This is a genomic window from Paenibacillus sp. CR_12 (assembly GCF_041953985.1).
In the GTDB taxonomy this organism is placed as follows: Bacteria; Bacillota; Bacilli; order Paenibacillales; family Paenibacillaceae; genus Paenibacillus_AQ; species Paenibacillus_AQ lautus_A.
The window spans coordinates 934,125-959,615 of the sequence record NZ_JAVFHO010000002.1; the positions used below are offsets into that span (position 1 = coordinate 934,125).

The window sequence follows — 25,491 nt, forward strand, 5'->3', positions numbered from 1 at the left end:
ACAAAGAAGCACCCGAACCCATTCGTCAAGGTTCAGATGCTTCTATTCTTAATATACATACAGCCTATTAATGGTTAGATGTGAGTACCAAGCCGGAACGGGTTTGCGGTCCGACCTTGCGCACGGAAACCTGATTTTGCTCGGCCCAACGCGTGAGACTCCGAATGCCTTCACAATTCTTCTCTTCAAATTTAAAGCAGCAGTACATCGGATTTACGCTCTTATCCTTGAGGCTAATTTGAAAAGCGGCTTTATGGCAACCGGAAACCTTGATTTCGCGGATCTGTTCAGCGTGAATCTCTACGCCGTTGATCGAAATCGTCTCCGAATTCTCCTGAATATTCACTTCCCGCTTCACCAATCTCGCATAACCTTCAATAGCCAGTGCCGCAACGACAACGACATTCACGGCCATCTGCATATAGAAGAAGAAAGGATAGGAATATTCGGTCAAGGTGGCTACCTGAAATAGGATAATGCTAAGGACAAAGGAAAACAAAATAACGTCTTTCATTCTGGTAGAGTAATGGATCGCATATTTCATGATTAATCAGCTCCGTTCATTCTGTAAGGGTTTTCATTCAGCTCTTACCTTATTATAACACCATTGTACATAATTTTGACACATATCATTCACATTTTTGTCAAAAAAATATTTGCCTCGCTCCTTATCCTATGCTTATCCATTTCGCGTCGTGTCGTTCATGGTCCAACCAACCATATAAATACACGGTTTGTTTCCTGACAACAAAAAAAGAGAGCATCCCGCCAGATCCAAGATCCGTTGGGACGCCCTTTGCTTCAACACTTTTATCTTTACTTGGTTAACGCCGTATTGCCTTCCTTTCCCCGAAACCATTTCATCACGACAGATACGGTATCAATAAGGGTAATGATCACAATGATGTAAATGAGGCCATCCCTGGATCGATCCCAAATTGATTTTACGGTCTCATACGCTTCATCCCCCGGTGTTACGAAACCCGCTTGAACGAGCTGATCCATGAATGTCGGATTCCAAATCGTCATATCGGAGAACAGGATCACCGTAACGATAACGGAAGCAACGTTAAATATGACATGCATGACGGCAATCTGCGGCGTCCACTTTCTTGTGATTAATTTCCTGGCTTCATTGAATATGCTGAAGGCGGTAAGAAGCCATATCAGCGGTAAATACTTGGCGAAGGCAGCCTGTTCAAACACCGGAATGGCGATCGAGTTTTCGTCGAATCGATGAACACCAATCAGGTTAATGGAAAACGTGAACAGGACGAAGAACAGCACGGAAAACAGGATGCCGAGCACAGGCTCGATCGGTTTAATCCGAGCGGCTGGTTCCGGAATTGCCGGCAATTCCGAGGGTTTCCATGGATCATTGGGGACTTGGCGAGCCCCGCGGTATTCGATAAAGGCAAAAATAACGGTAACCCATGCAAATCCGTGGATTCCCACGCTAAGCAGCGAAACAAGTAATTCCAGCAGCTTCTCGGCAGTGTGTTCCGTGCTTGTAAAGAAATCAATGATGTAGACGATGCCAAGAGCAACGGCTATCGAATACAGTACGATCCTCAGGACGGACCAATAGCTGTTAATCAAACCCGGACCTATGAGATACCTTTCCCTTCCTCTGTACCTGGCTGCCATTTCCCCGGGCGGCCCTAGCTCAAACAGCACCTGCTCCACCTCTTCCAAACTTGCGGTCTCTACGCCGGCTCCCCGGTCTTCCAGCATGTCTTCGACGAGTCCTTGAAGCTCCTTCTCAATATCCGTCCGCTGCGATTCGGGCAGCTTCTGGGTCACCGCATAAATATACCTGTTAATCAGATCCATCACCTTAGTCCCCCTTGTCATTCACAAGTCCCTCCAGACTTGTCATCATATCCTTCCATTCATGGTAGAGCTGCCGATATATGTCCTTGCCTGTCTGACTTATGATGTAATATTTTCTGGGCCGGGCTTCATTCGTATCCCACTCGCTGTTAAGCAAGCCTTGTTTCTCCAGCCGACGCAGCAACGGATAAAGCGTACCCGCTTCCACGTTGATCCCCCTCTCCTGCAATATGGTCACCAATGAATATCCATACTGTGGTTCGGACAACTGACTGAGAACACCAAGGATGATCGTACCCCGCCGAAGCTCCTGCACCATACTGTTTAAAATATCCTGATCCTCTGGCATATCATCATCTCCTGGAAATTATTATACTGTACGTCACACACTAATGTAAATAAACAATTAATAAATTTTTAAAAATATTTTAGTTAACCTTATGTTAACGGCTCCCAAGCTTGATGGCTACCATAATTCAAGCATTTCCTTGTACGCAAAAAAAGGTTATCCTACAGCCGTGACGGACCGTAAGATAACCTTCTCTAAATACGCTCACCCATAACCGGGTTCCTGATAATGTTCACTTTCTGGGAATGATAAGCCAATCTCCATAGTTCGTTGGCAGCTATATGTTCAGCCGCCTATCTATCTCGATTTTCTGGGAAAACCGTTCTGGTATTGTGCCGGAATCGCGATCTCCTTCTGAAGCACCGTTGCTGCTTCTAATGCCCAGTACGGATTGCGCAGCATTCCTCTTCCAACAGCGACGAGATCAGCGTCTTCGTTGCCTATTACCGCATTCGCCAAGGCGGGTTCATCCAAACGGCCCACGGCAATGACGGGTACTTGCAGCGCTTCTTTGATCTGTCTGGCTAGCGGTACTTGGTAGGCGACGTGGGTGCCCGGTCTTCCTTCCGCCGCGATTGGTCCTTCGCCGCCAGCGCTGACATGGAACATGTCAACGCCTGCAGCCTGATATATCCTGGAGAATGCGATGCTCTCTTCGATGCCATAACCGCCCGTTACGTATTCTCTAGCCGAGATTCGCATGATTAGCGGCATGTCCTCAGGCATTTCGCTTTTTGCGGCTTGAATCACTTCTTGGCCGAACTTGGTTAGATCCTGGCCGTATTCATCCGTTCTCCGGTTAGTCAGTGGAGAATGGAATTGATGAATCAGATAGCCGTGGGCTCCATGCAATTCAATCGCGTCAAAACCGGCCTTCACCGCACGGCGTACAGCCACGCGGAATTTTTCCACCATCTGCTTAACTTCTTCGGTTGTGAGTGCCCTTGGCGTTTTCGAGTGCTCATCGAATGGAATAGCCGATGGGGCAACGGGCGTTTCCGCGTCCTCCGCTTTGCGTCCGGCATGCGCAATCTGAATCGCCGCCTTGGCGCCATGCTGATGTATCGCTTCAACTATGCGGGCCAAAGCGGGAATCTGCTCATCCGACCATAACCCAAGATCATAATCGGAAATACGGCCGTCCGGTTCCACATCCGTCATCTCCACGATAACGAGTCCGGCTCCGCCGATTGCCCGGCTTGTATAATGCAAATAATGCCAATCGGTGGCAATGCCGTCTTTGTTCGTTACCGAGTATTGGCACATGGGGGGCATAACCACCCGGTTTTTCAGATCTAACGATTTCAATTTATATGGACTGAGTAAATGTTCCATTCAGAGACACGCTCCTTCTATCCTCATGATTTGATCTCTTTAAACAAAATGCATGCACATGCATCTAAGTTAGCAAAACAAAGACCATTCGTCAAGAATGGCTGTTGAAACGATCTAGTTACCCTCGAATATGCTTCAATGCATCTTCCAGACCATGCTTCATTTTGGGCATTGCGAATTGCTGCTCCAGCACGTCTTGGACCGTGTTCTTGGCTTTTTGCAGCTTCTCTTCGCCAATCGGAGTCAGTGACGTGTAGATTCCTCTCCTGTCATCCTCGCAAATCGCCCTTTGCATGGCGCCGCAGCCTTTGGCTTCAAAGCGGCTGACCAGTCTCGACATCGCACTCTGGCTTAGCCCCACCATCGTTTGCAGCTGCTGAAGCCTTAATTTTTGCTCGGGAGCCTCGGACAGAAATAACAGCACGTAAAATTCATTCAGCGATAAATCGTGCTTCTGCTGGAGCTTTTGTTCCAGCTCGTTGGAAATCAATGCATGAATCTGCGTCAAGGATAGCCAACTTGTGATGAGTTGTCGCGTTTGATCGGCTGACATAGGGTCTCCACCTGTTCCGGTATATTTCCGCCAGAAAGTTCGTATTACCATATAGCGGGTCACTGTCAGTTATTAATAATAGCAAGTCCCTGTTTCCGTCGTCAAACCTGCGATGGGGCGTTAGCATACGGAACGGAAATTCATGCCAGTCCTCACGCACCGCAAAATGCGCTAAGACTGACACGCTGTCCAGGCTTTTTTATCGTAAAACCCGTTACTTAATCTCCTGCGGCTCCTTGCCCAGCAAACCGAGCATGCGAAGTCCGTATTGTATTCCGTCTTGGCCGACATCGCGGGTGACATGCCTGGCCGCCTGCTTCACGATCTCCGGCGCATTGCCCATTGCCACGCCGTGGCCCACGTACGACAGCATCTCCAGATCATTCAGATAATCGCCAAACGCGACGGTATCCTCCAGATCGATGCGCAGCAGCTGAATCAATTGTTTGATTCCTTCGGCTTTGGAGCCCCCTGCCGGTAACACGTCAATTCCATAGGGGCCCCAGCGCACGAAATCGAACCGCCCTTCGAATCTTTTTACGTAATCGGCCTCCTCATCCTCGGTACAGAATACAATGGCTTGATATATATCGCGGCCCAAGTAATATTCCGGATCGTATTCCGGGATCGTCAGTTTCAGCTCCCCCCAGCTGGAATCGATATGGACATGCTCGGTTACGTTCATCTTCATCGCTTCGCTGCCGGCATAGATAATCGGATGATCCAGCCGAACCGCTTGTTCCGTCAGCTCCTGCAAGGCATCCTCCGCCAGAGGATTACCGTAGATCGGTTTGCCTTCATAAACCACATATTGACCGTTCAAGCAAACATAAGAATCGATGCCGAGCTCTTCCCGCAGCTCTTCAAAATGATAGGGGGCGCGTCCCGTAGCAATGGCTACGATATGGCCGGCCTTCTTTAATTCAGCAATGGACTCCTTCGTTGTCGCCGGAACCTGCTTCTCATGATCCAGCAGCGTACCGTCAATATCAAAAAATAGGATCTTCTTCATCAATAACGCTCGCCTCTCTTTACGTATATTCAAGCTTGTAACTGTATTGTAAATGATGAAAAGCATTTCAGAGCAAGCCATAATTTTACCAAGCTCCCCTGGGTCAGCCTTGATAACGCCAAAAAACCGCAGTAGAGCACTCTTTTCAGATATCCATTTTAATGAACAAGAAAGCCGGTCAGCAAGACGATTTACCAGCATCCGGACCAAAAAAGGCCCGCCTGTTCAGGGCGGACCTTTCGCTTATGGCTTTATTTCGCTTCAGAGCGGACCTCTTCAAGCATCTTATCATTGAATCCGAATATCCAGGTCAGCACGAACGTAATCGCCATCGCCGTCAGGTTGCACAAAATGTAAAGAGGAAGCTGGCTGTTCAAGTACAACAGCGTGCCCGGGATGACGGTAATGGCCATGCCTGTGGCCTCAAGCTGAAAGATGGAAGCCATGAAACCGCCCACGCCGCCCCCGATCAAGGCGATAACAAACGGTCTGACGTAACGGAGGTTGACCCCGAAGATCGCCGGCTCGGAGATTCCCAGCAAGGCGGAGAATGCCGATGGCAGGGATAATGCCTTGAGCTTTTTATTTCTCGTCTTGAGTCCGACAGCCAGACAAGCTGCACCCTGCGCTGCCATGGCGCTGGTCACGATCGCATTGAACGGATTGCTCCCTGTCTTCTCAAGGAGTTGGATCTCCAGGAAGTTGAAAATATGATGCACCCCGGTGACCACAATGATCTGGTTAAAGAAACCGATGACCAGACCCGCGATACCGAACGGCAGCTCCAGCAAGAACGTCGTCGCGTTCAGAACCACTTCTTCCAGGGAGTGGAACACGGGGCCGATCGCAAACAGGCCGAGGGTTATCATAACGAGCAAGGTCAGAAACGGGGTAACGATCAGATCGATGGCGTCAGGAATGCGTTTTCGCAAAAATCTCTCGAATTTCGCGCCCAGCAGTCCAATGAAGAATGCCGGCAGGACCGAGCCCTGATACCCGACAACCGGAATGAAATCAAAGATCATGAGTGCCTCAGCCGAGCCGTTCGCCACGCTGTACGCGTTGGGAAGAGCCGGGTTAACCAGCATCAATCCCAGGACGATACCCAGCACGGGGCTGCCTCCGAACACCCTGAACGCGGACCAAGCCACCAAGGCGGGCAAGAAAGCGAAAGCCGTATCCGTCAGTACCTGGGTGAAGAGCAGGAAATTAGCCGAGATATCATCCGGTGTCGCACCGAACCAGGCAAGCACGGTATCCTGGGTCAGCAGCCCCCGTAATCCCATGAACAAGCCAGTGGCGACCAATACCGGGATAATCGGCACAAACACGTCACCGAATGTACGAATCGCCCGCTGAAACGGATTCCCCGACTTTTTCGCCTGAGATTTCAGTTCTTCCTTGCTTGTGCTCTCCATTCCAAGGGATTCGACCGCTTCAAAAATCTGATTGACGGTTCCTGTTCCGAAAATGATCTGGTACTGCCCGGAGTTGAAAAAGGCTCCTTTGACCTTGTCGATCTGCTCGACCTTCTTCTGGTCAATCTTCTTCTGATCATGAACCATGATTCTCAGCCTGGTGGCACAATGGGCAAAGGAAGCGATGTTCTCCCTGCCGCCAATGGCTTCCACTACCTGCCTTGCGATTTCCCGATTATCCGCTGCCATGTTCATTCAGCCCCTTCTTTATCTTTTACGGCTTCGGTCAGATCCCATTTCTCGACCTTCAAGCCGGCACTGCCGTTCTGTACGAAAAATCGAATGTTTCGGCTGTTCCACTTCGGAAAAATTCTGCTTGTAAACACCTCTTCGCCATCGTTGATGAACAGCTCGACCGAAGAAATGTCCACGAACAGATGAAATTTGATCGAATTTCTTTCGGTTGGCAGCATACAGGATCGTTCCGCTCCGTAATCACTGACAATCGTTGCACCCGAAGAAGAGCGATCCAGCGTAACCTTCCGTTGGCCGGATTCATATCGAATAACGGTTCGTTCCCCTTCGCCAGCCCGAAATTCAATGCCAACGACGTCCGCCTCGATGGCTTGGAACTCGCATATCATTTCAAATGCGGTTCCTTGAACCCCCTCGTAACTCTTCACTTCGCTGTGAAGCGTATCCACTGCCTGAGCGGCATGATCGCGGAGCGCTTGAAGCTCGGGAACCGGCTGTTGAATCAGCCTGCCTTCACGGAACGTAAGCATACGCGGAAGCGTCAAACAATGGGCCCAGCCATGCGAATCGGTGGGATACCCGATATCCGGCAAACCCATCCAGCCCACCATGATGCGCCGGTCTTTCTCATCCAGCATGGTCTGCGGCGCGTAGAAATCAAAACCTCTGTCCAGCTCGCAAAAGGGACCGTGATCAAACTCCAGCGTATTCCTATTGAGCGGCTTGCCTGAAATATAGCCGGATTGGTAAATGTTTCGAAAATGGTCGTCCTCCGGAAGCAGCCCTTGCGGGGAAAACAGAAGCACGCCCTGGCCATCCAGTTCAAAATAGTCGGGGCATTCCCACATATAGCCGAAATGCTGAAGCCGGGTTTGTATCTCCCCCTTGAATTCCCAAACCAACAAATCCGAGGATTCATAAACGACAGCCGCACCTGTCTGGTTAACCCTTTGGGCACCGATGACGAACCGGTACTTGTCTTTGTCTTGCCATACTTTCGGATCCCTGAAGTGTTCGGTATATCCGTCCGGCACATGGTCGATCAGCGGCTTATCGAGCTTCGTGATGGATCCGTCGCGGTCCATCACAGCCATGCATTGATAAGATTGCCTGTTCCATTCCTCATCCCGGGCATTCCCGGTATACATGAGGCATAGTTTGCCATCTTTCACGATACCGCTGCCCGAATAAGCGCCATAAGCATCATGCGGGTGACCGGGTTCAATAGCGATGCCTTGGTTCTGCCAAAACACCAGATCTTTCGAGGAAGTATGGTACCAGTATTTCAAGCCGTGAAACGTACCCAGAGGAAACCATTGGTAAAACAAGTGATACTCTCCGTTGTAATAAGAAAATCCATTGGGATCATTCATCAGGCCCATGATGGGCTGCACGTGAAATTTTTGCCTCCATTCGCTTAATCGCACTTTCTTCCTAATGGAGGAAAGCTCTTCGGGAGAAGCCTGATCCAGGCGTCGGTATTTCAGTTCTCTGTCCATATCTCTTCTCCTTATAAATGGGCTTGCTGAAAAATCAAACTGAACATGCTAACACGTGCACGCTACTGTGGTGGAACCGGTTCCAATCAAAGGTAAAAATAATGAACTCAGTTCCAATACCAAGCAAACACTCGGATTGGAACCGGTTCCGTTATTTGAAGTATAAAATACCTAATTCAGATTGTCAACGCTTTCCCGATGAATCATCTCGCAATTCATGACCGTCAGGAAATCCACCGGCTCGTCGTTGACCAGCTTCATAATATGCTGTGCCGCGAGGTGGCCCGCTTGGAAATATCCATATTTCACCGTTGTTAACCCGGGATGAATCACCTCGGTTACGTCGTATCCGCCAAATCCGGTCACGGAAAGTTGGTCGGGAATAGAGATGCCTTTCATGTGCGCCGCTTTCATCACGCCTAGCGCAATGTTGTCCGTGGCGCAGACCACGGCCGTTGGCAGCGTTCGGTGAAGCTCAAACATGGAGCATGCCGTCTTCACACCATCCGACATCTTGAATCCACTCTCATAGAGAACCGCTTCCGCCTCTTCATACTCGCTTACCGCTTTGAGGAACCCTTCCTTCCGCTTGACTCCGACGGCTACGTCCTTTTCCGTCACCCCGATATAGGCAATTTGACGATGTCCCATCGACAGCACGTACCGGCCCATGTCATAACCTGCGGCATAATCGTTATAGATCATGCTGTGGACATGTTCATGCTGTTGTCCGAGCAGAATGACCGGAATGCCGATCTCTTGAATCGCGGCAAGATGGGTTTCCGTCACCTGCGTGGCGAACAGAATAATGCCTGATATTTTTTGTCTGGCGAGATCATACAGCGCTTCGATCTCCCTGGATAAATCCTGGCTTGCGTTGATGATCAGTAGCTGATATCCGTGTTTTCTTAATTCTTCGTCCATGCCGGCGACAGTCTGCGATGCGGAGAAGGAGTCCAGACGCGGCATAATGGTGCCGATCATGCTCGTTTTTTTCGCTTTCAGGCTTTGCGCAAAAGAATTCGGGATATAGCCGGTTTCCTGAATAACCTGCTCAATCTTGCGGCGTGTCGCATGACTGACGGATCCTCCGTTCAAGAAACGGGAGACCGTGCTTTTGGCAACTCCGGCTTTGTGGGCAATATCGGCGATCGTGTTCTTCATGCCAAGATCTCCGGAGCCGTTAGCAGCGCTGCATCGAACGGATCTTTCTCTGGAGCTCCCTGTTGTCCCGCACAACAGGCCATGATTCGTATAAACATGAATCTCTCCCCTTCGTATTTCTCTTATTCCTAACTATACCATGACGTCCAGGGGTCCGTGAAATGCGGGCTCCAAGCCTAGCATTGCATGGTCCATATTTGCAGGCTCTGGCATAAAATGAAAGATTCGAAGGGGATGATTCATGGGTGCAGCCTTGCTTCACATGCAAGTAGTCAAGTGCATTCCCTTAAGCTTGGACGGTTCGCTCGGCCGATTCGACGGTATGCTTCAGCAATGTCGCTATCGTCACGGGGCCGACGCCCGCCGGTACCGGCGTGATTGCGGAAGCCGCCTTGGCACAGGCTTCGTAATCGCAGTCCCCGATATTCCCTTTATTGTAACCGGCGTCCAACACGACGGCACCCGGCTTGATCCAGTCCCCTTGAATGAAATTAGGCTTGCCTACGGCCGCAACCACAATATCCGCTTGGGACACAATCTCCCCAAGGTTCTTCGTTCTCGAATGGCAGATCGTAACCGTGGCGTTGCGATTGAGCAGCATCATCGATACCGGCTTGCCCAGAATCGGACTGCGTCCGACCACCACCGCATGCTTCCCTTCGATCGGCAGGCTGTAATAGTCCATAATCGCGATAATCGCCGCCGGCGTACATGACGGGTAATCGGCGAAACCAAACGCATTTTGCGAGAACCCGAGCGTGGTTACTCCATCCACGTCTTTTTTAATGTCGATGGCATCAAAAGCCGCCCGCTCATCGATATGGTGCGGTACCGGGTGCTGAAGCAGAATACCGTGGACGTTCGGATCCTCGTTCAGTGCTTGAATCGCAGCGATCAGCTCCTCCGTCGTTGTCGATGTCTCCAGCACTACTTTTTTGGATATGATGCCAAGCCGCTCGCACGCATTTCCCTTCATCCGCACATAGGTCGCCGAAGCAGGATCATCGCCAACCAGAATCGTTGCCAGACAAGGGGTTACCCCTTGCTGTTTCAATTCCTGTACCTTCACCGCCAGCTTTGCCTTGATATCATCGGATACTTTTTTTCCATCCAAAATTACGGGTTCCTTACTCATGCTAATCCGCTCCTTCGCCATTGTATTAAAAAACATAAAGAGGCAAGGCGACTCGAACGTCTCCTTACCTCTTGCCCAGGCGTACGGCATATGATCCCATGTGCTCCCTCTTGGTAACCCAAGCTACGCCAGTAACACAGGGATAACTTTTTTTAATATATCACGACTTTGGACTTCGCGCCACCGGCTATGCGGCCGCCCTTTAATCGTAAAGTTTTTGATTTATTGCCTGAAATCACGTATGTTGCCGATGGTACAAGCATAGAATGTCTTAAGAACAATTCGCTCCAGGAGGCCTTGATGAGATATCCGGCGATCTTCAAAATGCTGCCCTTTATACTGCCGCTTGCGTTCGTGATTCCGGTCTTGACGATATGGCTGCAGAGGGACTTAAACCCCATACCCAGCCAAGACCTGCAGCAGGTTAAAACCGTCTTCACGGGCATCTTCCTTGAGGCACTTCCTTTCATTTTGCTTGGAGTGCTGCTGTCGTCCCTTCTGCAGCTGTTCGTACAAGAGCAATGGGTGCGGCGTCTCACGCCGAAGAATCCGATGGTTGGCGTCCTGTTCGCTTCCATGCTCGGCATCCTGTTTCCCATCTGCGAATGCGGGATGATCCCGGTCGTTCGCAGGTTGATGCTGAAGGGGATGCCCGCCTATATCGCCGTCACCTTTATCCTCAGCGGTCCTATTCTGAATCCCATTGTATTCGCATCAACGATCATGGCCTTCCGTTCACATCCCGAAGTGACGATCGGACGAATGGGACTGGCTTTTGCAGTCGCGGTGACGACGGGTTTGCTCGTTTATGTTTTTTCAAGAAGCAGCCCCCTGAAGCGTTCCTTTCAAGAGTTCGCCGAACAGGGCTCCAGCAAGGGGGAACGTTTGTTGCATGAGCATCCCAAAACCTGGAGAAGCATGTTTGTCCACGCCGGAGACGAGCTGATCGAGATGTGCAAATATTTAGTCCTGGGCGCTTTCCTGACGGCCTGCATCCAATCCTTCATTCCGAGGGAGGAGCTGCTGGCTCTGGGGAACGGTCCTGCCGCCTCCTATCTGTTCATGATGGGCTTTGCCTTCATCCTCTCCCTTTGCTCAACTTCGGACGCCTTCGTGGCATCGGCATTCACGCACACCTTTACCGTCGGCCCGCTGGTTTCCTTCCTGGTTCTCGGCCCGATGCTGGATTTCAAAAGCCTGCTCATGCTGTCGGCTACCTTCAAGACCAAATTCGTGATCGGCTTAAGCCTGCTGGTGATTACGCTTGTCTTTATCGGCTCTGTAGCCGTCAACGCGCTATTCGGCGGTTAGGTGTAGTAAACAAACTGGAGTGGCAATACACGAAAACGGTTGGAATAACGGCACCTTCAGGCTGTTATGCCTTCGGATATCCACTTGAGATTGGAGGTGTTCGGGACGTGAAGCCCCGTCTGAGCCTGCGAAGCCACTATATACTGCGATCGCTGCTTATCGCAGCTCTGGCCGCCTATATCATGCATCTGAACGCATCAAATTCGCTGGACTATTACTTGGCTCCCCATATGCAGACCCTGCTTCTGCTCTGTCCGGTGCCGCTGTTGTTCATAGCTTTCGGCATGCTGTGGCACGCCATTGCGGGAGCTTCCGGCGAGGTGTGCGATTGCGAGCACCCCCTGCCCAGCGGACTGATCAAAAACATATCGGTTTACGGGTTATTCACGGTGCCGCTGCTGTTCGGCCTGCTCCTGCCGGACCAAGCCCTCGGCAGCGATATGGCGGCCAAAAAAGGCATGATCTACACCTATCCGAACCCCGATGTTCGCCGTAAAACCGAGGAGCGGAATGCTCCCGCCGTTTCGGGCATGGAGAAGCATGGAACGAATGATGACCTGGCGGCAGCGGAGGACATCGCACTGAACGAGCGTTTTGTTCCCAAAGACATCTACAGCGTGGAATTCGCGGAGCTGGCCAAGCGCTTATATACCTTACCCGTCATCCGAGTGGAGCCGGACATTTTCTCGGAGACCGTTGGGGCCATGGATATGTACAAACAGCATTTTCAAGGAAAGGCCATCACCGTCCAAGGATTTGTTTTCCGCGATGGACATATGAACGAAGACGCCTTCGCCGTCAGCCGCTTCCTCGTGATGTGCTGCACAGCAGACGCCGTCCCGTTCGGGGTCATGGTGCGCGCCGCGAATGCTTCGTCATTCGCGAATGACGCGTGGGTTCAGATCGATGGCACGATCCAGGTCACCACCTCGGACGGTAAGGAAACGCTGCAGATTCAAGCGGAACGGATTCAGCCGATCGAGCAGCCGTCATCCCCTTACATTTTCACGAATCCCGACTCTGTCGCAGAGTTTGATGAACTGTATTCGAATGATATCGAGACCAAGGAGGTAATCAATAAATGAACAAGATACCCGTCGTGCTGATTAGCGGATTTTTGGGGAGCGGCAAAACCACGCTGCTCCTCAGGCTGCTGGCGTATGCCGCCAATCGGCAATGGAGAACCGCCGTCCTGATGAATGAGATGGGCGAACAGGACGTGGATGGCGATATCCTATCCGGTGAAATGCCTGATCTTCCGATCGAGAAGCTGCTTGACGGCTGCATCTGCTGCACCAAACGAGACGAGCTGGGGCAAGCCCTGAAAAGCCTGTTAGATCGGAAGCCCGATCTCGTCTTCATCGAGACGACCGGAGTGGCGAATCCTGAACAGATTCTTGAGGATTTGCAGGATCCGACACTGGTGGATCGAATATCGATCCGTGGCAAAATCGCCTTGGCCGACTGCAGCAAATTCCTCGAGTATAACAGCTTCTTTGCATCCAGTCGCGAGCTGGTCCGTACCCTGCGGGGACAAATCAGCTTCGCGGACCGGATCATCCTGAACAAGGCGGGAGAATGCGAAGAGAAACAGATCCATAAAGTCATTACCTCCATTAGAAAAATCAATACGACGGCAAGCCTGTCCGTAACCGACTACAGCCGTTTGGATGAGCATGAAATGTTTGCGGCCCTTCAGCTAGAGCCAACGGAGAATCATAGCCATTCATCTCATGCTTCCAACCGGCAAGGGAGTCCTGCGGACCGCCTGCAAGGCAGCGCTTGGAGCGGCGAAGAAGATCGGAGCAAGCTGGGGCGCCGCAACCATGAAGGAGCTTTCACTCATAATGAGCATCGCCATGGTCACGGAGAAGAGGCCGGGCATGGCAGCCATTCCTATACCGGCCTGGATACCTTGACTTTATCTGCTCCAACCCCTTTCCCGCTTGAGATCAGCCTCATCGAAACCTTTCTCGCTGCACGCGGTTCCGACCTGCTACGGGCCAAAGGATATATTCAGCTCTCCACGGGTCCCTCCCTGGTTCAGTGGGCAGGTTCACAGCTTGCCATCGAGCCCAGCACGCTGAAGCTGCAGCGCGGCTATCTTACGTTAATCGGCCATCGCCTGGATAAAACGCGCATTGTCCAGCAGTGGGAGGACTTGCTCAGCGGCGTGGTGCAGTGACATTTGAATGCATGCAGGGATATGAATAAAAGATAAGGAGATCCTCAGGGATCTCCTTTTTTTCGGTTCGTTTATGATTAGTCCCTAGGATAATTCACTTCCATAATATCCATAAAAGGAACCTTCGTAATGACGCCGTTCTGTTTCATATGCACCTTCCCTGTGCGGGAGTCCATTTGATCGATTTGTCCGCGGACCGCCTCTTCCCATCCCCAGACCGTCAGTACGATGACCGATTCCTCCTGGTAAGCTTCCGTTAGCTGATTTCCGAGCTCTTCCAGTACAAACTCATCCCTAGTGGGTCGCTTTGGAACTTTTGCTTTTGCCATGATCTTGTCCTCCTGATTTATGTTGTTCATGCGTCAGCATTACATTCTCAATGAAAACGAATCTTTCATCCATTCTATGAATTAGGAATCTACTACCTATTATACATCAAATGCGATTCAGAATTCTCGGGCTCTCCCAGGATTCAGAATATCTGAAGGAACTATGGACTCGATTCGCTTTTTTATACAAAAGACTTGATTTTCAGAAAATAATCCTATATGATTGACCCATCAACCATTGACCAGTCAATGAATTGAAGGAGGTCTTTATCATCTCTACATGCCATACACAAGACCTGCTGTACTTGCTAATGCATCTGAATAAGCACATTGCGACTCGGTTTGAACGATGTGCCGGTGTTAGTCCCAATCGGCTGGAACTCCTCTGCAAACTGACCGGCGGCGAAATTAGCCAGTCGGATCTCCAGAAGGCAGTGTCTATCGATCCAGCTGCGGTGACCCGTCATGTTCAACAGCTGGAAGCGGAAGGATTGCTTCTGCGGACGAGATGCGAGAATGACAACCGGATTACGTTGGTTCAGCTAACTGAAGTGGGCAAAAGTAAAGTCGCAGCGTTTAAGGCGGAGAAAGATCGATTTATGGAGGAACTGCAGGCAGACCTCACGGAATCAGAACGACTTGCGCTTGTTCATGCTTTACAGAAATTGAACAGCCAGATTCAACGGATGAAACACCCAAGCAAAACCGATTAACTTATAGAGACTAAAGGAGAGAATACCATGTCTGTAACGACCCTAAACAATGATTATAAAGAAATTATTACTTCCCGCCGCTCTGTGCGGGTATACGACCCATCGGTCAAAATCAGCCGTGAAGAGATGACTGAAATTTTGGAAGAAGCGACTTTGGCTCCGTCATCCGTTAATCTTCAGCCTTGGAGATTTCTTGTCGTTGATAGCCCGGAAGGAAAAGCGACGCTTGAAGAGCTTGCACCAGGGAACAAAACACAAGTTTCAACTTCTTCGGCAGTCATTGCGGTATTTGGAGATATGAACGCATTCGACAATGCAGATGAAATTATGGGCACTGCTGTGGAACGCGGTTATCTGCCGCAAGAGATAAAAGATCAGATGATGGCGAACTATACCGATCTGTTCGGACGTATTCCGGCACAGGCTTTCCGCGAAATGATCCTTATAGATAGCGGCTTGGTTTCCATGCAGCTTATGCTTGCTGCCCGTGCCCGTGGATATGACACGAACCCCATCGGCGGATATGACAAATCCCGAATTGCAGAAGCATTTGGTATGGAGAAGGAACGTTATGTGCCGGTCATGCTCATCTCGGTAGGTAAAGCTGCCAAAGAAGCGCGTTTGACGACTCGTCTTCCTATTGATCGTATTGCAGAGTGGAAGTGAGGTCACAGCGATGATTATTATTCATGCAGAAATGAAAGTAAACGGCGAACGTGAGGCTGAATTTCTGGAATCCGTAAAAGAACTTATTGAAGCATCCCGTGCGGAACAAGGAAATGAATCTTATAAGCTGCTCAAAGATACGGAGCAGGATAACACGTATCTCATGGTTGAACAGTGGAAAGACCAGGAAGCTGTGGGGCTCCACAATGCGAGCAGCCATTTTCAGGCGTTTGTGGCTAAAGCTCCAAAATACCTGACAGCTCCGCTAAACGTGCAGGCCTATGCAGGCCAACTGATCAACAAATAATGAAGCAAACTACAATCCGTATTAAAAAGCCAACTCGTTTAGACGAGTTGGCTTTTTTTATGCTATTACTCCACTCCATATCGGATCGAACAGATAAGCAGCCTTACAGCGATAGCTCTTCGATGGCCATCCATGGCAGCGGATTGTGAAACGTTGACCAGTCCAGCTGCATTTCCCGGTCGGTCAACAAACACTCGTCCAGCTCCCGCTCGATTTGTTCCTGTTCCATCCCAATCCCGATCATCACGAGCTCGGTCATCCGATCTCCCCAGACGTTATCCCATTTCCTCCGAACATCCGGCTCACTTCGTAACAGCTCCTGCTGCTCCTGCTCGGTTAAAGCCGCGACCCAGTATCCTGCAGGCCCGAACTGAATCGAAGGCCCGGCCTGGCTTACACTTGCCGCAACATCCTCGCGCACGGCCAGCCAAGCGATCCCTTTCGCACGTACGACTTCTTCCGGCCAATCACCCATGAATGCCGCCAACCGCTCCGGATGAAACGGTCTTCTTCTCCGATAGACAAAAGAGCTGATGCCGTATTCATCCGTTTCCGGCACGTGCTCCTCCTTCTGAAGCTCCTGGATCCAGCCGGGGGACTGTCTGGCTTTTTCAAAATCGAATAAACCGGTATTCAGAATTTCCGCGGGTGCCACTTGTCCCTTCACGGTGCGGATGATTTTGGCGTTTGGCTGAAGTTTTCGCAGTATGCCCTCTACCTTGGCCAATTCGTCCTCGCTTACCAGATCGCATTTGTTCAACAGCAGCACATCGCAAGTCTCTACCTGTTCGATTAACAAATCCACCACTTCCCGCGTATCCTCTTCGCTCAGCGCTTCCTTCCGATCAAGCAGGCTTTGCCCCGAAGAGAAATCTTTCCAGAATCGGTTCGCGTCCACCACCGTTACCATGCAATCCAGCCGGGCGAGATCGGACAGCTGTACGCCGGACACCTCATCCGGGTAAACAAAGGTCTGCGCAACGGGCACGGGCTCGCTGATTCCCGTCGATTCGATCAGTATGTAATCAAAACGATTCTCTTGAGCCAGCTTCTGAACTTCCTGCACCAAATCTTCCCGGAGCGTGCAGCAGATGCAGCCATTGGACATTTCGACCAGCTTCTCATCCGTTCGGGACAGGCTTCCTTCCCCTCTCACCAAATCCGCATCGATGTTCACTTCGCTCATGTCGTTCACGATGACCGCTACCTTCAACCCTTCGCGATTATGTAGCACATGATTCAGGACCGTCGTTTTGCCTGAACCGAGGTAACCGCTAAGAACAGTAACCGGAATTCTATTGTTGTAATTCATCAAATGAACTTCCTCCATTCCTTAATCGTAATAATTACGATTTATGGTATGATGATATATCCCCTCCATTAAATTGTCAATCCTTCACGTTTAAAAAATTTCTACAAGCAGAAAAAATCTCCGCAATCAATTTCATAATATTCCTTTACAAGAATATTCTCAAAATGGTATATTACAATTAATCATTGGTTAATCTTTACAAATAAGGAGGATACGTTATGAGCCAAGACGTAATTTCGTTCATTGAAAACCTGAGTTTGCCTTGGCAAGCAGAAGTCGGCAAAAAGCTTCGACTTATGGTCCATGAAGCCATTCCGGAGGTAGAAGAACGGATTCAGTACAAAAAACCGCATTTTCTCAAAAACGGACACTATGCAGCCGTGATTTCGCCATCCAAAGATGCAATCGCCTTTATGATCATGAACACAGCCAATCTAGAAGTCCCTTCAACTTTCGATGGTCCACCCGAACGGAAATGGCTCAAAATTCGAAAAGACGATACTCCTGACTATGAACAGCTATCCGAATTATTAGTTCAAGCATCAAGTTCGTTGTAATAACCAGATCGGGGGTAAGGTCCCATGAAACAGACAACGTTGCACGCGCTAGCCGAACCTAACCGATTACAGATGGTCGAACTGTTACGAGAAGGTCCTTTAACCGTCAATCAGATTGCTGAACGTCTTCAAATCCGGCAACCTCAGACTTCCAAACATTTAAAAATATTGCATGAAGCTGGACTGGTAGAAGTCCAAGCGGAAGCTAATCGACGAATTTATAAACTACGTCCTGAACCGCTTCAAGAAATGGACGAATGGTTGGACTCGTTCCGCAGTATTTGGGAAAAGCGCTTAGATCAACTTGAGGATTATTTGGAAAAAATACAAAAGAAAAGGTAGCTGCCGCTACCCTTCTTCTTAGGAGGAATTCAAATGACCGAGCAAAGCAAACAAGGCTTACTTCTGTCACGTGTTTTCAATGCCCCCCGGGAACTGGTTTTTAAAGTTTGGACCGACCCTGAACACTTCGGCAAATGGTGGGGTCCTCAAGGGTTTTCCTTAGACGTTATCAAAATGGATGTACGTCCCGGAGGCATGTTTCTAGGCTGTCAGAAGTCTCCGGACGGCAGTCAAGCCATGTGGGGTAAATTTGTATATCAGGAAGTTATCGAACCTGAGAAGCTGGTATTCGTTCAATCATTCTCTGATGAGAAAGGGAACACGATACGTGCACCTTTTAACGCAAACTGGCCGCTTGAAATTATGAATATCATCACATTTGAAGAAATCGACGGAAAAACTACGCTTACCATGCAGGGAGGCCCCGTAAACGCGACCGCGGAAGAACGGGCAGCGTTCGATGAAATGGCTCCAATGGTGAAACAAGGATTTGGCGGTACTTTTGATCAACTCGCTGAACACCTTGAAAGCCAGCTATAATTACATCGATTAAGGAAGCTCAACCGAGCGGAGGCGAACCTGTTGGTTCGCCTTTTTTTAATTCTTCAGAATGCAGCATCATCACGCTCGAAAACCCCCCTTAAAATTTAAGGAGGGTTTTTCATACTTGCATTCGCATGCAGGTTCGAGAAATTACAGCTTTTGGGCGACCGCTTGTTCCGCTGCCTGTACATCGTCTTTATTCTCAGGCAACTCGCCGTCTTTCCAGATGACTTGTTCGCCGTAATCTTTTCCCCAATCGTACATCAATTTCAAAATCGGCATCAAACTCTCCCCGTAAGGAGTAAGCGAATATTCCACCCGAGGGGGAACCTCAGGGTAAACCACGCGGTGGACCAGCTGGTCTTCCTCCAATTCACGAAGCTGATTGGTCAGCATTTTTTGCGTGATGTGGGGAATCATCCGGTTCAGTTCACCGAAGCGTTTCACGCCCTCCAAACCGAGATGCCAGAGGATGATCAGCTTCCATTTGCCGCCGATGACCGCCAGGGTTAACTCCTTATGGCAGTTTATTTCCTTCAGATTAATTCGCTGCTTGACCTCGTTTGCCATAATGCATCACCCCTTCTTCCCTATAGTATACAACGGTTGCGGGGATATCATCAAAGCGGCAAACTTATCATCATCACCGTTTTTTCTTATTCCAAATTGGCATGCAGGCTAAACATTTGGTCTGAGCGAAGCTTGCTTTTTTCCATCAATCTCAGGATAACCGCATCGAGCACGATCAGCATGCTTTGCTCAAATAATGAAGCCATCGGTTGAACGGTGACGAGGATATCCTGATTCTGCTCCTTCGTTGTTCCCGGAAGCTGGACCATCGTATCCGAAAGCTTGCCGATACTCGATTCCGGTCTCACGGTTACGACCGCAACCGCGGACCCGATCCCTTTGGCTTTCCGAGCCATGGATACCAATCCTTGCGTTTCGCCGGAGCCCGAACCGATAAGAAGCAGGTCATTCGCTCCGATGGCCGGTGTTACCGTATCGCCGACGATATGAACCTTAAATCCCATCTGCATTAACCGCATGCCGAAAGCCCGGATCATCAGGCCGGATCTGCCTCCCCCTGCCAAGAAGACGGCATCGGATTGCACGATCCGTTCAATCAATTCCTCGATCTGGCCAGCATCCACCTGCTGAACGGATTCCGATAACTCCTTGGCAATGACGGATGCATGTTGAAAGATGTTATGACTCATGGCGACTTATGCCTGCTTCACAAGCTCGTTCATTTGAGCCGCTGTGGCCTTTTTGTCGGTTTGGCTTGTAATTCCGCCGCCGACGATCACAAGATCGGGATTCGCCTGAATCACCTCAGGGAGCGTCTCCATTTTGATTCCGCCCGCAACGGCAGTTTTGGCTTGTTTCACGACGCGTTTGATCGCCGCCAATTCCTCGAATGAGTTTTTGCCTTCCGCCTGGTGGTCGTAGCCGGAATGAACGCAGATATAATCCACGCCGAAAGCATCGATCTCCCGCGCCCTGCCTTCAATGTCCTTTACATTGATCATATCCACCATCACTTGCTTGCCTTGCTTGAGGGCTTCCGCTACCGCGCCTTTGATCGTGGAATCGTCGGATACGCCAAGCACCGTAATGATATCCGCACCGGCTTCGGATGCCTTCATCACTTCATAACCGCCGGCATCCATAATTTTAAGGTCGGCCAGCACGCGCAGATGCGGGAACGCCTCTTTAATCGCTTTGACGGCATGAAGCCCTTCGTTAATAACAACCGGCGTACCGATCTCCACGATATCGATAAACTCGGCTACCTCTGCCACGACTTCTTTTGCTTCCGGAATATTCACCAAATCCAACGCCAATTGAAGTTCCATATTGTCAATCTCTCCTTATGAGTGTATTGGTTAATAACTACACGATCATTGTAGAGTAGACAGTTTACTTTACGGAAGTACGTACTTATAAGTGAGATACTTACGTGGAAGTAAGTAATAGGGAGGGACAAGGGTTCTCAGGTTTTCGTTTATTTGCGAATCGTTCGTCTCGATGCTGGTAAAAAACAATTAAGCCTGTTTGCTCACTTTAGTCCAGTCTTCGGCTGTGGTTTAATATAGTTGTCAGGCCGGACAAAATGATCGGAAAGGAGGCTGAACGAATTGATTCAGAATATGGAGGTGGCATCCGCGTAAGCGGGTGTCGCGTTTAGGGGAGCCCCATGCCAGGGCTCCCTTTCATTTGAAATCCACAGAACCGGAGGAAACATGATGTCCTATCCACGTCAACCTGCCGTTATCGTTGTCACCGGCGTCATGGCATCAGGTAAGTCGACCGTAGCCCAGCTGCTGGCCGAGAAGTTTGATCGCGGAGTCCATTTGCGGGGAGACTCGTTCCGGAAAATGATGGTCAAGGGCAGGGAAGAAATGCTTCCGGATGCTTCCGACGAAGCGAAGCGGCAGCTTGCCTTGCGCTACAGATTATCCGCCTCCGCTGCCAAAGCTTATGCCGAAGCCGGTTTTCATGTCGTTCTGCAGGACGTCATTCTCGGCCCGGCGCTGCAAGAAATGACCGTTATGTTAAGAGGCGTTCCCGTGTTCGTCGTTGTGCTGAATCCTTCCGAGGATACCATCCGTGCCCGGGAACAGAATCGAGGCAAAAAAGGCTACGGAGTCTGGAGCATTCATGAGCTGAACCGGCGGTTAACCGACGAAACGCCCAGAATCGGCCTCTGGCTGGATACTTCCGATTTAACACCCCAAGAGACCGCCCAAGAGATTTGGAAGCGGATTTGGGATGAGGGGAAGATCCATTAACCCTTACCCTGCATCTTCACGACCGGACTTCCTGGTAAAAAACAATTAAGCTTGTTTATTCACTTCAGTCCTGCCGCCGGCCGTGGTTTAATATAGATGTCCGGCTGGACCAAATGATCGGAAAGGAGGCTGAACGAATTGATTCAGAATATGGAGGTGGCATCTGCGTAAGCGGATGCCGCGTTAAGGGGAGCCCCCACAGGGCTCCCCTTCATTTCATTTATTCATAGATTACGGCTTTGATTTCGTCGCTATCGATATTGTTTTTGTCGTACCAGTAGAACCCCGTATCGATCTGCGGTTCGACCTTCTCCCCTTTGATGGCCGCCACGGCGGCTTTTACCGTCTCATATCCGATGCCGACCGGATTTTGCGTGATGGCTCCCGCCATCGTTCCGTTCTTGATCGCGTCGATCTGCGCTTTTCCGGAATCGAATCCGACCACGATGATTTGGCCTTCCTTCTTCATCTCCGTCACCGCATTGATGACGCCGACGGCGGAGCCTTCATTCGCGCCGAATATCCCTTTTAAATCCGGATGCGCCTGCATCATCGCTTTGGCCAGGTCCGTCGACTTCAAGTGATCCCCGCCGCCATATTGAATGTCCACGATCTCGATATTCGGATACTTCTCTTCGATCTGCTTCTTGAAGCCGTCTCGGCGGCTGACCCCGGTTACGCTGGTCTGGTCATGGACCACCATGGCGATTTTGCCTTCATTCCCGATGAGCTCCGCCATTTTGTCCGCCGCGAGCGCCGATGCAGCCATATTGTCCGTTGAAGCCGTCGTTACCGGAATGTCGCTATCCACGCCCGAATCGAAGGCGATGACCGGAATGTTGTTTTCCTGGGCTTTTTTCAGATAAGGTATGGAGGCCTGGCTATCCAATGCGGCAAAGCCGATCGCGTTTGGTTTCTTGTCGAGCGCGGCCTGCAGCATTTCGATCTGCTTATCCACCTGGGATTCCGTCTCCGGACCTTCAAAGGTAATCCGCACGCCAAGCTCTTCCCCTGCTTGCTCGGCACCGGCTTTCACCGCCTGCCAGAACTGATGCTGAAATCCCTTGGAAATGATCGGGATGTAGATCTCTCCTTCGGCTTGAGAACCGGCTCCTGATCCGGATCCGCCCTCGCCTGGACTGTCGGTACCTCCGGCAGCGTTATTGCCCGATGAACCGCAAGCCGCCAGCATGCTTGCAGTCAGCAAAAGAATCAGAGCTAATATGGAAAGCTTTTTCATAATGCAATCTCCCCTTGTTTAGACATATTGGTACAGCTATAGATCTTCCGTTATGGAAGCTTCTATCGAGATCAAGCCAACCTACGGCCAACCGAGCTCCGGAGCAAGCACTAGTAAGGGCTTACGCTTTGCGTCTGCGCAAAATATCCGCATACACCGCGAGTATAATAACGAACCCTACAACAACGGTTTGCCATTCCTGGGGCACGGACAGAATGCGCAATCCGTTCGTCAGCACGCTCATGATCAACGCCCCGATCACCGTTCCGATAATGGTACCCTTCCCACCACTGAGCGAAGTTCCCCCGATCACGACCGCCGCGATGGCTTCCAGCTCATACCCGGCACCCAGCGCCGGATTGGCCGAGTTCAGCCTCGATGCCATCATGACGCCCGCCAAACCGGTGAATGCGCCGGTTAAGGTGTAGATCACGATTTTCCAGAAGCCCACGTTGACGCCGGACAATCGGGTCGCCTCTTCGTTGCTGCCCAGCGCAAAGTTATACCGGCCGAGGATGGTCTTCGACAAGATGAGATAGCCGAGGATCGCCGCAATGAAGAAAATGACGACCGCATTGGGAATATCGAGCCCCGGCACCAGCCAGCCCAGCACGCTGCCCTGGGACACCTCGGCAAAGCTTTCGGCATCGTTGAAATAGACCGGTTTGGCCCCGGAGATGATGAGCGCGAGACCTTTGGCGATCATCATCATCGCCAGCGTTGCGATAAAAGGCGGAATCTTCATTTTCGCCACCGCCGTCCCGGACAGAAGCCCGCACAGGGCGCCGGTCAAGATGCCCCCAAGAATGCCGACGGGGACCGGTAATCCCCAGAAGGTGATGCAGACCCCGGTCATAACGCCGCTCAGCGTCATGACCGTCCCGACGGACAGGTCGATGCCGCCGGTAATAATGACAAAGGTGGATCCCAAAGCCAGCACGCCGATTACAGCTGTGGAGAGAAGAATGCCCACGATGTTGGAGAATTGAAAGAAATTGCTGGACGAGAACGTAAAGAATAGGACGAGAACGACCAAGCTGGCAAGAGCCAGCACTTGCTGGAGCGCGCCCGATTTGATTTGAATGTTCATCTGCTTGTTCCTCCTGACGTGAATAGATGACGGCGACGGCGTCTTACATCCTCGCTGTAGCCAGATGCATAATGCTTTCTTGGGTCGCCTCTTCATGATCCAGCTCGCCCGTAATCCGGCCTTCGCACATGACGAGAATCCGGTGGCTCATCCGAAGAATTTCCGGCAGCTCCGACGAGATCATGATGATCGACTTGCCCTGTGCTGCAAGATCGTTCAGCAATCGGTAGATTTCGCTCTTGGCCCCAACGTCGATTCCTCGCGTCGGCTCGTCGAAGATCAGGATGTCGCAATCCCTCGTCAGCCATTTGCCAATGACGACCTTCTGCTGATTGCCCCCGGAGAGGAACTTGACTTCCTGATCGACATGCGGCGTTTTGACCTTCAATCGAGACACCATATCCTCCGCCTGCTCGCGAATCTTCGCCGTATTCATCCAGCCGCCGGGACGGAGGAAGCTGCCGTATGAGGCGATAGCCACATTGCTCTTCACGTCGAGATCGACGACGCATCCATAGCGCTTGCGATCCTCGGATAGATAGCCGATCCCTTGCCGCACCGCATCGTGCGGGCCCTTGATCGTTACCTTGCGGCCGTGCACGCGGATCTCGCCGGATTGGATGCGGTCGGCGCCGAAGATGGCCCGGGCAAGCTCGGTCCGTCCCGCGCCGACGAGGCCGGCAATGCCAAGAATTTCTCCCTTTTTCAGAGTCAGGTTAATATTCTTCAAGTTTCTGCCTTGATTCAGTTCTATAACCTCCAATACCGTCTCGCGCTCACCAGCCGTCCTCTCCGGCTTCGAGGTCTCGTAAATCTGCCGACCGACCATCTTCGAGATAATGTCCTGGGTCGTGACTTCAGCCGTGGATACCGTATCGATGTACTGCCCGTCGCGCATCACTGTAATGCGATCCGTGATTCGTTTGATCTCGTCCATTCGGTGGGAAATGTAAACGATTCCAACTCCGCTCTCGCGAAGCTGCCGTATGATGCGGAACAAATCCTCAATCTCCGTTTCGCTCAAAGCCGCCGTCGGCTCATCCATCACCAGCACATCGGCGTTGTAGGATAATGCCTTGGCGATCTCCACCATCTGCTGCTTGGCAACCGTTAATTCCGAAACCTTGATGGAGGGGTCCATGTCGAGGCCCATCCGTTCGAACAGTTCCTTCACCTGCCGGTGCAGCGCCCGGTCGTCCAGAAACAATCGGAGCTTTCGCCGCGGCTCCCGCCCGATGAAGATATTCTGGGCGACCGTCAGGTCAGGGGCCAGATTCAGCTCCTGATGAATCATGCTGATTCCCGCGTCCTGAGCCGCTTTCGGGTTCGATAACTCAACGGGCTGCCCTTTGAATTCGATCGTTCCTGCATCCTTCTGATAAACGCCGGTCAGGATTTTCATCAGGGTTGACTTGCCCGCACCGTTTTCACCCATAAGGGCATGGACTTCACCGGCCCGAAGGTCGAACCGGCAGTTATTTAATGCAAGCACGCCCGGAAATTCCTTCATGATTCCTTCCATCTGTATCAGCCATTCGCTCAACGTCC

Annotated in this window: 28 protein-coding genes and 1 riboswitch; of the genes, 10 read left to right on the forward strand and 18 right to left on the reverse strand. The window is 50.9% G+C overall.

The window, feature by feature from the left end; genetic code table 11:
• Positions 1–67: 67 nt before the first annotated feature.
• The 10 genes from RB297_RS07885 to RB297_RS07930 form a co-directional block, all read right to left on the reverse strand.
• On the reverse strand, positions 68–544 hold the full coding sequence (locus RB297_RS07885; RefSeq protein WP_096774315.1) for a hypothetical protein: 477 nt from the start codon (positions 542–544) through the stop codon (positions 68–70).
• 272 nt (positions 545–816) lie between these two features.
• A complete protein-coding gene (locus tag RB297_RS07890) occupies positions 817–1,833 on the reverse strand; it encodes a hypothetical protein (RefSeq protein WP_375120199.1) in 1,017 nt (338 codons plus the stop codon).
• Positions 1,834–1,837: 4 nt separating this feature from the next.
• Positions 1,838–2,182 (reverse strand): PadR family transcriptional regulator, encoded by a 345-nt coding sequence (locus RB297_RS07895; protein WP_096774317.1) that lies wholly within the window; start codon positions 2,180–2,182, stop codon positions 1,838–1,840.
• A gap of 297 nt (positions 2,183–2,479) precedes the next feature.
• Complete coding sequence (locus RB297_RS07900; protein WP_375120200.1) at positions 2,480–3,517, reverse strand: NADH:flavin oxidoreductase/NADH oxidase; 1,038 nt, start codon at positions 3,515–3,517, stop codon at positions 2,480–2,482.
• A gap of 118 nt (positions 3,518–3,635) precedes the next feature.
• A complete protein-coding gene (locus RB297_RS07905) occupies positions 3,636–4,070 on the reverse strand; it encodes a MarR family winged helix-turn-helix transcriptional regulator (RefSeq protein WP_009592361.1) in 435 nt (144 codons plus the stop codon).
• A gap of 214 nt (positions 4,071–4,284) precedes the next feature.
• Positions 4,285–5,085 carry a Cof-type HAD-IIB family hydrolase gene (locus RB297_RS07910; protein ID WP_096774320.1) on the reverse strand — a complete coding sequence of 267 codons (801 nt, stop codon included), beginning with the start codon at positions 5,083–5,085 and terminating at the stop codon, positions 4,285–4,287.
• Positions 5,086–5,333: 248 nt separating this feature from the next.
• Complete coding sequence (locus RB297_RS07915) at positions 5,334–6,755, reverse strand: sucrose-specific PTS transporter subunit IIBC (protein WP_096774321.1); 1,422 nt, start codon at positions 6,753–6,755, stop codon at positions 5,334–5,336.
• Positions 6,752–8,254 (reverse strand): glycoside hydrolase family 32 protein, encoded by a 1,503-nt coding sequence (locus RB297_RS07920; RefSeq protein ID WP_096774322.1) that lies wholly within the window; start codon positions 8,252–8,254, stop codon positions 6,752–6,754. Before RB297_RS07920 ends, RB297_RS07915 begins: the two co-directional genes overlap by 4 nt.
• Before the next feature lie 171 nt (positions 8,255–8,425).
• A complete protein-coding gene (locus tag RB297_RS07925) occupies positions 8,426–9,418 on the reverse strand; it encodes a LacI family DNA-binding transcriptional regulator (protein ID WP_375120201.1) in 993 nt (330 codons plus the stop codon).
• A gap of 286 nt (positions 9,419–9,704) precedes the next feature.
• The gene (locus tag RB297_RS07930; RefSeq protein ID WP_375120202.1) at positions 9,705–10,553 is read right to left on the reverse strand and encodes a bifunctional 5,10-methylenetetrahydrofolate dehydrogenase/5,10-methenyltetrahydrofolate cyclohydrolase; all 849 of its coding nucleotides are present in this window, start codon (positions 10,551–10,553) and stop codon (positions 9,705–9,707) included.
• Between the two features lie 66 nt (positions 10,554–10,619).
• A riboswitch (ZMP/ZTP riboswitch) is annotated at positions 10,620–10,699 on the reverse strand.
• A gap of 154 nt (positions 10,700–10,853) precedes the next feature.
• Between RB297_RS07930 and RB297_RS07935 the strand changes: the two genes are divergently transcribed.
• The 3 genes from RB297_RS07935 to RB297_RS07945 all read left to right on the forward strand — a co-directional run bounded on the left by RB297_RS07935 (position 10,854) and on the right by RB297_RS07945 (position 14,049).
• Positions 10,854–11,864, forward strand: coding sequence for a permease (locus tag RB297_RS07935; protein WP_375120203.1), 1,011 nt, complete (start codon positions 10,854–10,856; stop codon positions 11,862–11,864).
• 107 nt (positions 11,865–11,971) lie between these two features.
• Entirely contained in the window at positions 11,972–12,949 is a 978-nt protein-coding gene (locus tag RB297_RS07940) for a TIGR03943 family putative permease subunit (protein WP_096774326.1), read from the forward strand.
• Positions 12,946–14,049 (forward strand): CobW family GTP-binding protein, encoded by a 1,104-nt coding sequence (locus tag RB297_RS07945; RefSeq protein WP_375120204.1) that lies wholly within the window; start codon positions 12,946–12,948, stop codon positions 14,047–14,049. The genes RB297_RS07940 and RB297_RS07945 overlap by 4 nt, the downstream gene beginning before the upstream one ends.
• A gap of 77 nt (positions 14,050–14,126) precedes the next feature.
• On the opposite strand, the gene RB297_RS07950 is transcribed toward RB297_RS07945, so the two are convergent.
• Entirely contained in the window at positions 14,127–14,378 is a 252-nt protein-coding gene (locus RB297_RS07950; RefSeq protein ID WP_090908448.1) for a YolD-like family protein, read from the reverse strand.
• Positions 14,379–14,689: 311 nt separating this feature from the next.
• Here RB297_RS07950 and RB297_RS07955 point away from each other — a divergent pair, with 311 nt between their 5' ends.
• The 3 genes from RB297_RS07955 to RB297_RS07965 are packed head-to-tail and all read left to right on the forward strand — an operon-like array spanning position 14,690 to position 16,064.
• The gene (locus RB297_RS07955; RefSeq protein WP_341283151.1) at positions 14,690–15,091 is read left to right on the forward strand and encodes a MarR family winged helix-turn-helix transcriptional regulator; all 402 of its coding nucleotides are present in this window, start codon (positions 14,690–14,692) and stop codon (positions 15,089–15,091) included.
• A gap of 27 nt (positions 15,092–15,118) precedes the next feature.
• Positions 15,119–15,757, forward strand: coding sequence for a nitroreductase family protein (locus RB297_RS07960; protein WP_096774329.1), 639 nt, complete (start codon positions 15,119–15,121; stop codon positions 15,755–15,757).
• A gap of 10 nt (positions 15,758–15,767) precedes the next feature.
• On the forward strand, positions 15,768–16,064 hold the full coding sequence (locus RB297_RS07965; protein ID WP_015736075.1) for a putative quinol monooxygenase: 297 nt from the start codon (positions 15,768–15,770) through the stop codon (positions 16,062–16,064).
• A gap of 103 nt (positions 16,065–16,167) precedes the next feature.
• Here RB297_RS07965 and RB297_RS07970 read toward each other — a convergent pair whose 3' ends face one another.
• Positions 16,168–17,376, reverse strand: coding sequence for a GTP-binding protein (locus tag RB297_RS07970; RefSeq protein ID WP_375120205.1), 1,209 nt, complete (start codon positions 17,374–17,376; stop codon positions 16,168–16,170).
• Between the two features lie 218 nt (positions 17,377–17,594).
• Between RB297_RS07970 and RB297_RS07975 the strand changes: the two genes are divergently transcribed.
• Genes RB297_RS07975 through RB297_RS07985 form a run of 3 tightly spaced genes read left to right on the forward strand, consistent with a single transcriptional unit; the run spans position 17,595 to position 18,815 of the window.
• Entirely contained in the window at positions 17,595–17,933 is a 339-nt protein-coding gene (locus RB297_RS07975) for a DUF1801 domain-containing protein (RefSeq protein ID WP_096774331.1), read from the forward strand.
• 24 nt (positions 17,934–17,957) lie between these two features.
• A complete protein-coding gene (locus RB297_RS07980; RefSeq protein ID WP_096774332.1) occupies positions 17,958–18,275 on the forward strand; it encodes an ArsR/SmtB family transcription factor in 318 nt (105 codons plus the stop codon).
• Positions 18,276–18,308: 33 nt separating this feature from the next.
• The gene (locus RB297_RS07985) at positions 18,309–18,815 is read left to right on the forward strand and encodes an SRPBCC family protein (RefSeq protein WP_192571408.1); all 507 of its coding nucleotides are present in this window, start codon (positions 18,309–18,311) and stop codon (positions 18,813–18,815) included.
• Positions 18,816–18,968: 153 nt separating this feature from the next.
• Here RB297_RS07985 and RB297_RS07990 read toward each other — a convergent pair whose 3' ends face one another.
• The 3 genes from RB297_RS07990 to hxlA form a co-directional block, all read right to left on the reverse strand.
• Positions 18,969–19,388 (reverse strand): winged helix-turn-helix transcriptional regulator, encoded by a 420-nt coding sequence (locus RB297_RS07990; protein WP_015736080.1) that lies wholly within the window; start codon positions 19,386–19,388, stop codon positions 18,969–18,971.
• Between the two features lie 86 nt (positions 19,389–19,474).
• Positions 19,475–20,038: a 6-phospho-3-hexuloisomerase gene (hxlB, locus tag RB297_RS07995; RefSeq protein ID WP_375120206.1), complete on the reverse strand. Its 564-nt coding sequence runs from the start codon at positions 20,036–20,038 to the stop codon at positions 19,475–19,477.
• A 6-nt stretch (positions 20,039–20,044) separates the two neighbouring features.
• Complete coding sequence (gene hxlA, locus RB297_RS08000; RefSeq protein ID WP_015736082.1) at positions 20,045–20,677, reverse strand: 3-hexulose-6-phosphate synthase; 633 nt, start codon at positions 20,675–20,677, stop codon at positions 20,045–20,047.
• A gap of 390 nt (positions 20,678–21,067) precedes the next feature.
• Here hxlA and RB297_RS08005 point away from each other — a divergent pair, with 390 nt between their 5' ends.
• Positions 21,068–21,613, forward strand: a complete 546-nt coding sequence (locus tag RB297_RS08005) for an AAA family ATPase (protein ID WP_375120584.1) — start codon at positions 21,068–21,070, stop codon at positions 21,611–21,613.
• A gap of 220 nt (positions 21,614–21,833) precedes the next feature.
• Here RB297_RS08005 and RB297_RS08010 read toward each other — a convergent pair whose 3' ends face one another.
• The 3 genes from RB297_RS08010 to RB297_RS08020 all read right to left on the reverse strand — a co-directional run bounded on the left by RB297_RS08010 (position 21,834) and on the right by RB297_RS08020 (position 25,486).
• Positions 21,834–22,853 (reverse strand): ABC transporter substrate-binding protein, encoded by a 1,020-nt coding sequence (locus tag RB297_RS08010; RefSeq protein WP_375120207.1) that lies wholly within the window; start codon positions 22,851–22,853, stop codon positions 21,834–21,836.
• 121 nt (positions 22,854–22,974) lie between these two features.
• Entirely contained in the window at positions 22,975–23,943 is a 969-nt protein-coding gene (locus RB297_RS08015) for an ABC transporter permease (RefSeq protein ID WP_096774337.1), read from the reverse strand.
• 43 nt (positions 23,944–23,986) lie between these two features.
• On the reverse strand, positions 23,987–25,486 hold the full coding sequence (locus RB297_RS08020) for a sugar ABC transporter ATP-binding protein (RefSeq protein ID WP_375120208.1): 1,500 nt from the start codon (positions 25,484–25,486) through the stop codon (positions 23,987–23,989).
• Between the last annotated feature and the right edge of the window lie 5 nt (positions 25,487–25,491).

What these genes read in the sequence shown, in the direction of transcription:
- RB297_RS07885 (WP_096774315.1), bottom strand. Translation starts at nt 544, where the DNA reads ATGAAATATGCGATCCATTACTCTACCAGAATGAAAGACGTTATTTTG.
- RB297_RS07890 (WP_375120199.1), bottom strand. Translation starts at nt 1,833, where the DNA reads ATGGATCTGATTAACAGGTATATTTATGCGGTGACCCAGAAGCTGCCC.
- RB297_RS07895 (WP_096774317.1), bottom strand. Translation starts at nt 2,182, where the DNA reads ATGCCAGAGGATCAGGATATTTTAAACAGTATGGTGCAGGAGCTTCGG.
- RB297_RS07900 (WP_375120200.1), bottom strand. Translation starts at nt 3,517, where the DNA reads ATGGAACATTTACTCAGTCCATATAAATTGAAATCGTTAGATCTGAAA.
- RB297_RS07905 (WP_009592361.1), bottom strand. Translation starts at nt 4,070, where the DNA reads ATGTCAGCCGATCAAACGCGACAACTCATCACAAGTTGGCTATCCTTG.
- RB297_RS07915 (WP_096774321.1), bottom strand. Translation starts at nt 6,755, where the DNA reads ATGAACATGGCAGCGGATAATCGGGAAATCGCAAGGCAGGTAGTGGAA.
- RB297_RS07920 (WP_096774322.1), bottom strand. Translation starts at nt 8,254, where the DNA reads ATGGACAGAGAACTGAAATACCGACGCCTGGATCAGGCTTCTCCCGAA.
- RB297_RS07925 (WP_375120201.1), bottom strand. Translation starts at nt 9,418, where the DNA reads ATGAAGAACACGATCGCCGATATTGCCCACAAAGCCGGAGTTGCCAAA.
- RB297_RS07930 (WP_375120202.1), bottom strand. Translation starts at nt 10,553, where the DNA reads ATGAGTAAGGAACCCGTAATTTTGGATGGAAAAAAAGTATCCGATGAT.
- RB297_RS07935 (WP_375120203.1), top strand. Translation starts at nt 10,854, where the DNA reads ATGAGATATCCGGCGATCTTCAAAATGCTGCCCTTTATACTGCCGCTT.
- RB297_RS07945 (WP_375120204.1), top strand. Translation starts at nt 12,946, where the DNA reads ATGAACAAGATACCCGTCGTGCTGATTAGCGGATTTTTGGGGAGCGGC.
- RB297_RS07950 (WP_090908448.1), bottom strand. Translation starts at nt 14,378, where the DNA reads ATGGCAAAAGCAAAAGTTCCAAAGCGACCCACTAGGGATGAGTTTGTA.
- RB297_RS07955 (WP_341283151.1), top strand. Translation starts at nt 14,690, where the DNA reads ATGCATCTGAATAAGCACATTGCGACTCGGTTTGAACGATGTGCCGGT.
- RB297_RS07960 (WP_096774329.1), top strand. Translation starts at nt 15,119, where the DNA reads ATGTCTGTAACGACCCTAAACAATGATTATAAAGAAATTATTACTTCC.
- RB297_RS07965 (WP_015736075.1), top strand. Translation starts at nt 15,768, where the DNA reads ATGATTATTATTCATGCAGAAATGAAAGTAAACGGCGAACGTGAGGCT.
- RB297_RS07970 (WP_375120205.1), bottom strand. Translation starts at nt 17,376, where the DNA reads ATGAATTACAACAATAGAATTCCGGTTACTGTTCTTAGCGGTTACCTC.
- RB297_RS07975 (WP_096774331.1), top strand. Translation starts at nt 17,595, where the DNA reads ATGAGCCAAGACGTAATTTCGTTCATTGAAAACCTGAGTTTGCCTTGG.
- RB297_RS07980 (WP_096774332.1), top strand. Translation starts at nt 17,958, where the DNA reads ATGAAACAGACAACGTTGCACGCGCTAGCCGAACCTAACCGATTACAG.
- RB297_RS07985 (WP_192571408.1), top strand. Translation starts at nt 18,309, where the DNA reads ATGACCGAGCAAAGCAAACAAGGCTTACTTCTGTCACGTGTTTTCAAT.
- RB297_RS07990 (WP_015736080.1), bottom strand. Translation starts at nt 19,388, where the DNA reads ATGGCAAACGAGGTCAAGCAGCGAATTAATCTGAAGGAAATAAACTGC.
- hxlB (WP_375120206.1), bottom strand. Translation starts at nt 20,038, where the DNA reads ATGAGTCATAACATCTTTCAACATGCATCCGTCATTGCCAAGGAGTTA.
- hxlA (WP_015736082.1), bottom strand. Translation starts at nt 20,677, where the DNA reads ATGGAACTTCAATTGGCGTTGGATTTGGTGAATATTCCGGAAGCAAAA.
- RB297_RS08005 (WP_375120584.1), top strand. Translation starts at nt 21,068, where the DNA reads ATGTCCTATCCACGTCAACCTGCCGTTATCGTTGTCACCGGCGTCATG.
- RB297_RS08010 (WP_375120207.1), bottom strand. Translation starts at nt 22,853, where the DNA reads ATGAAAAAGCTTTCCATATTAGCTCTGATTCTTTTGCTGACTGCAAGC.
- RB297_RS08015 (WP_096774337.1), bottom strand. Translation starts at nt 23,943, where the DNA reads ATGAACATTCAAATCAAATCGGGCGCGCTCCAGCAAGTGCTGGCTCTT.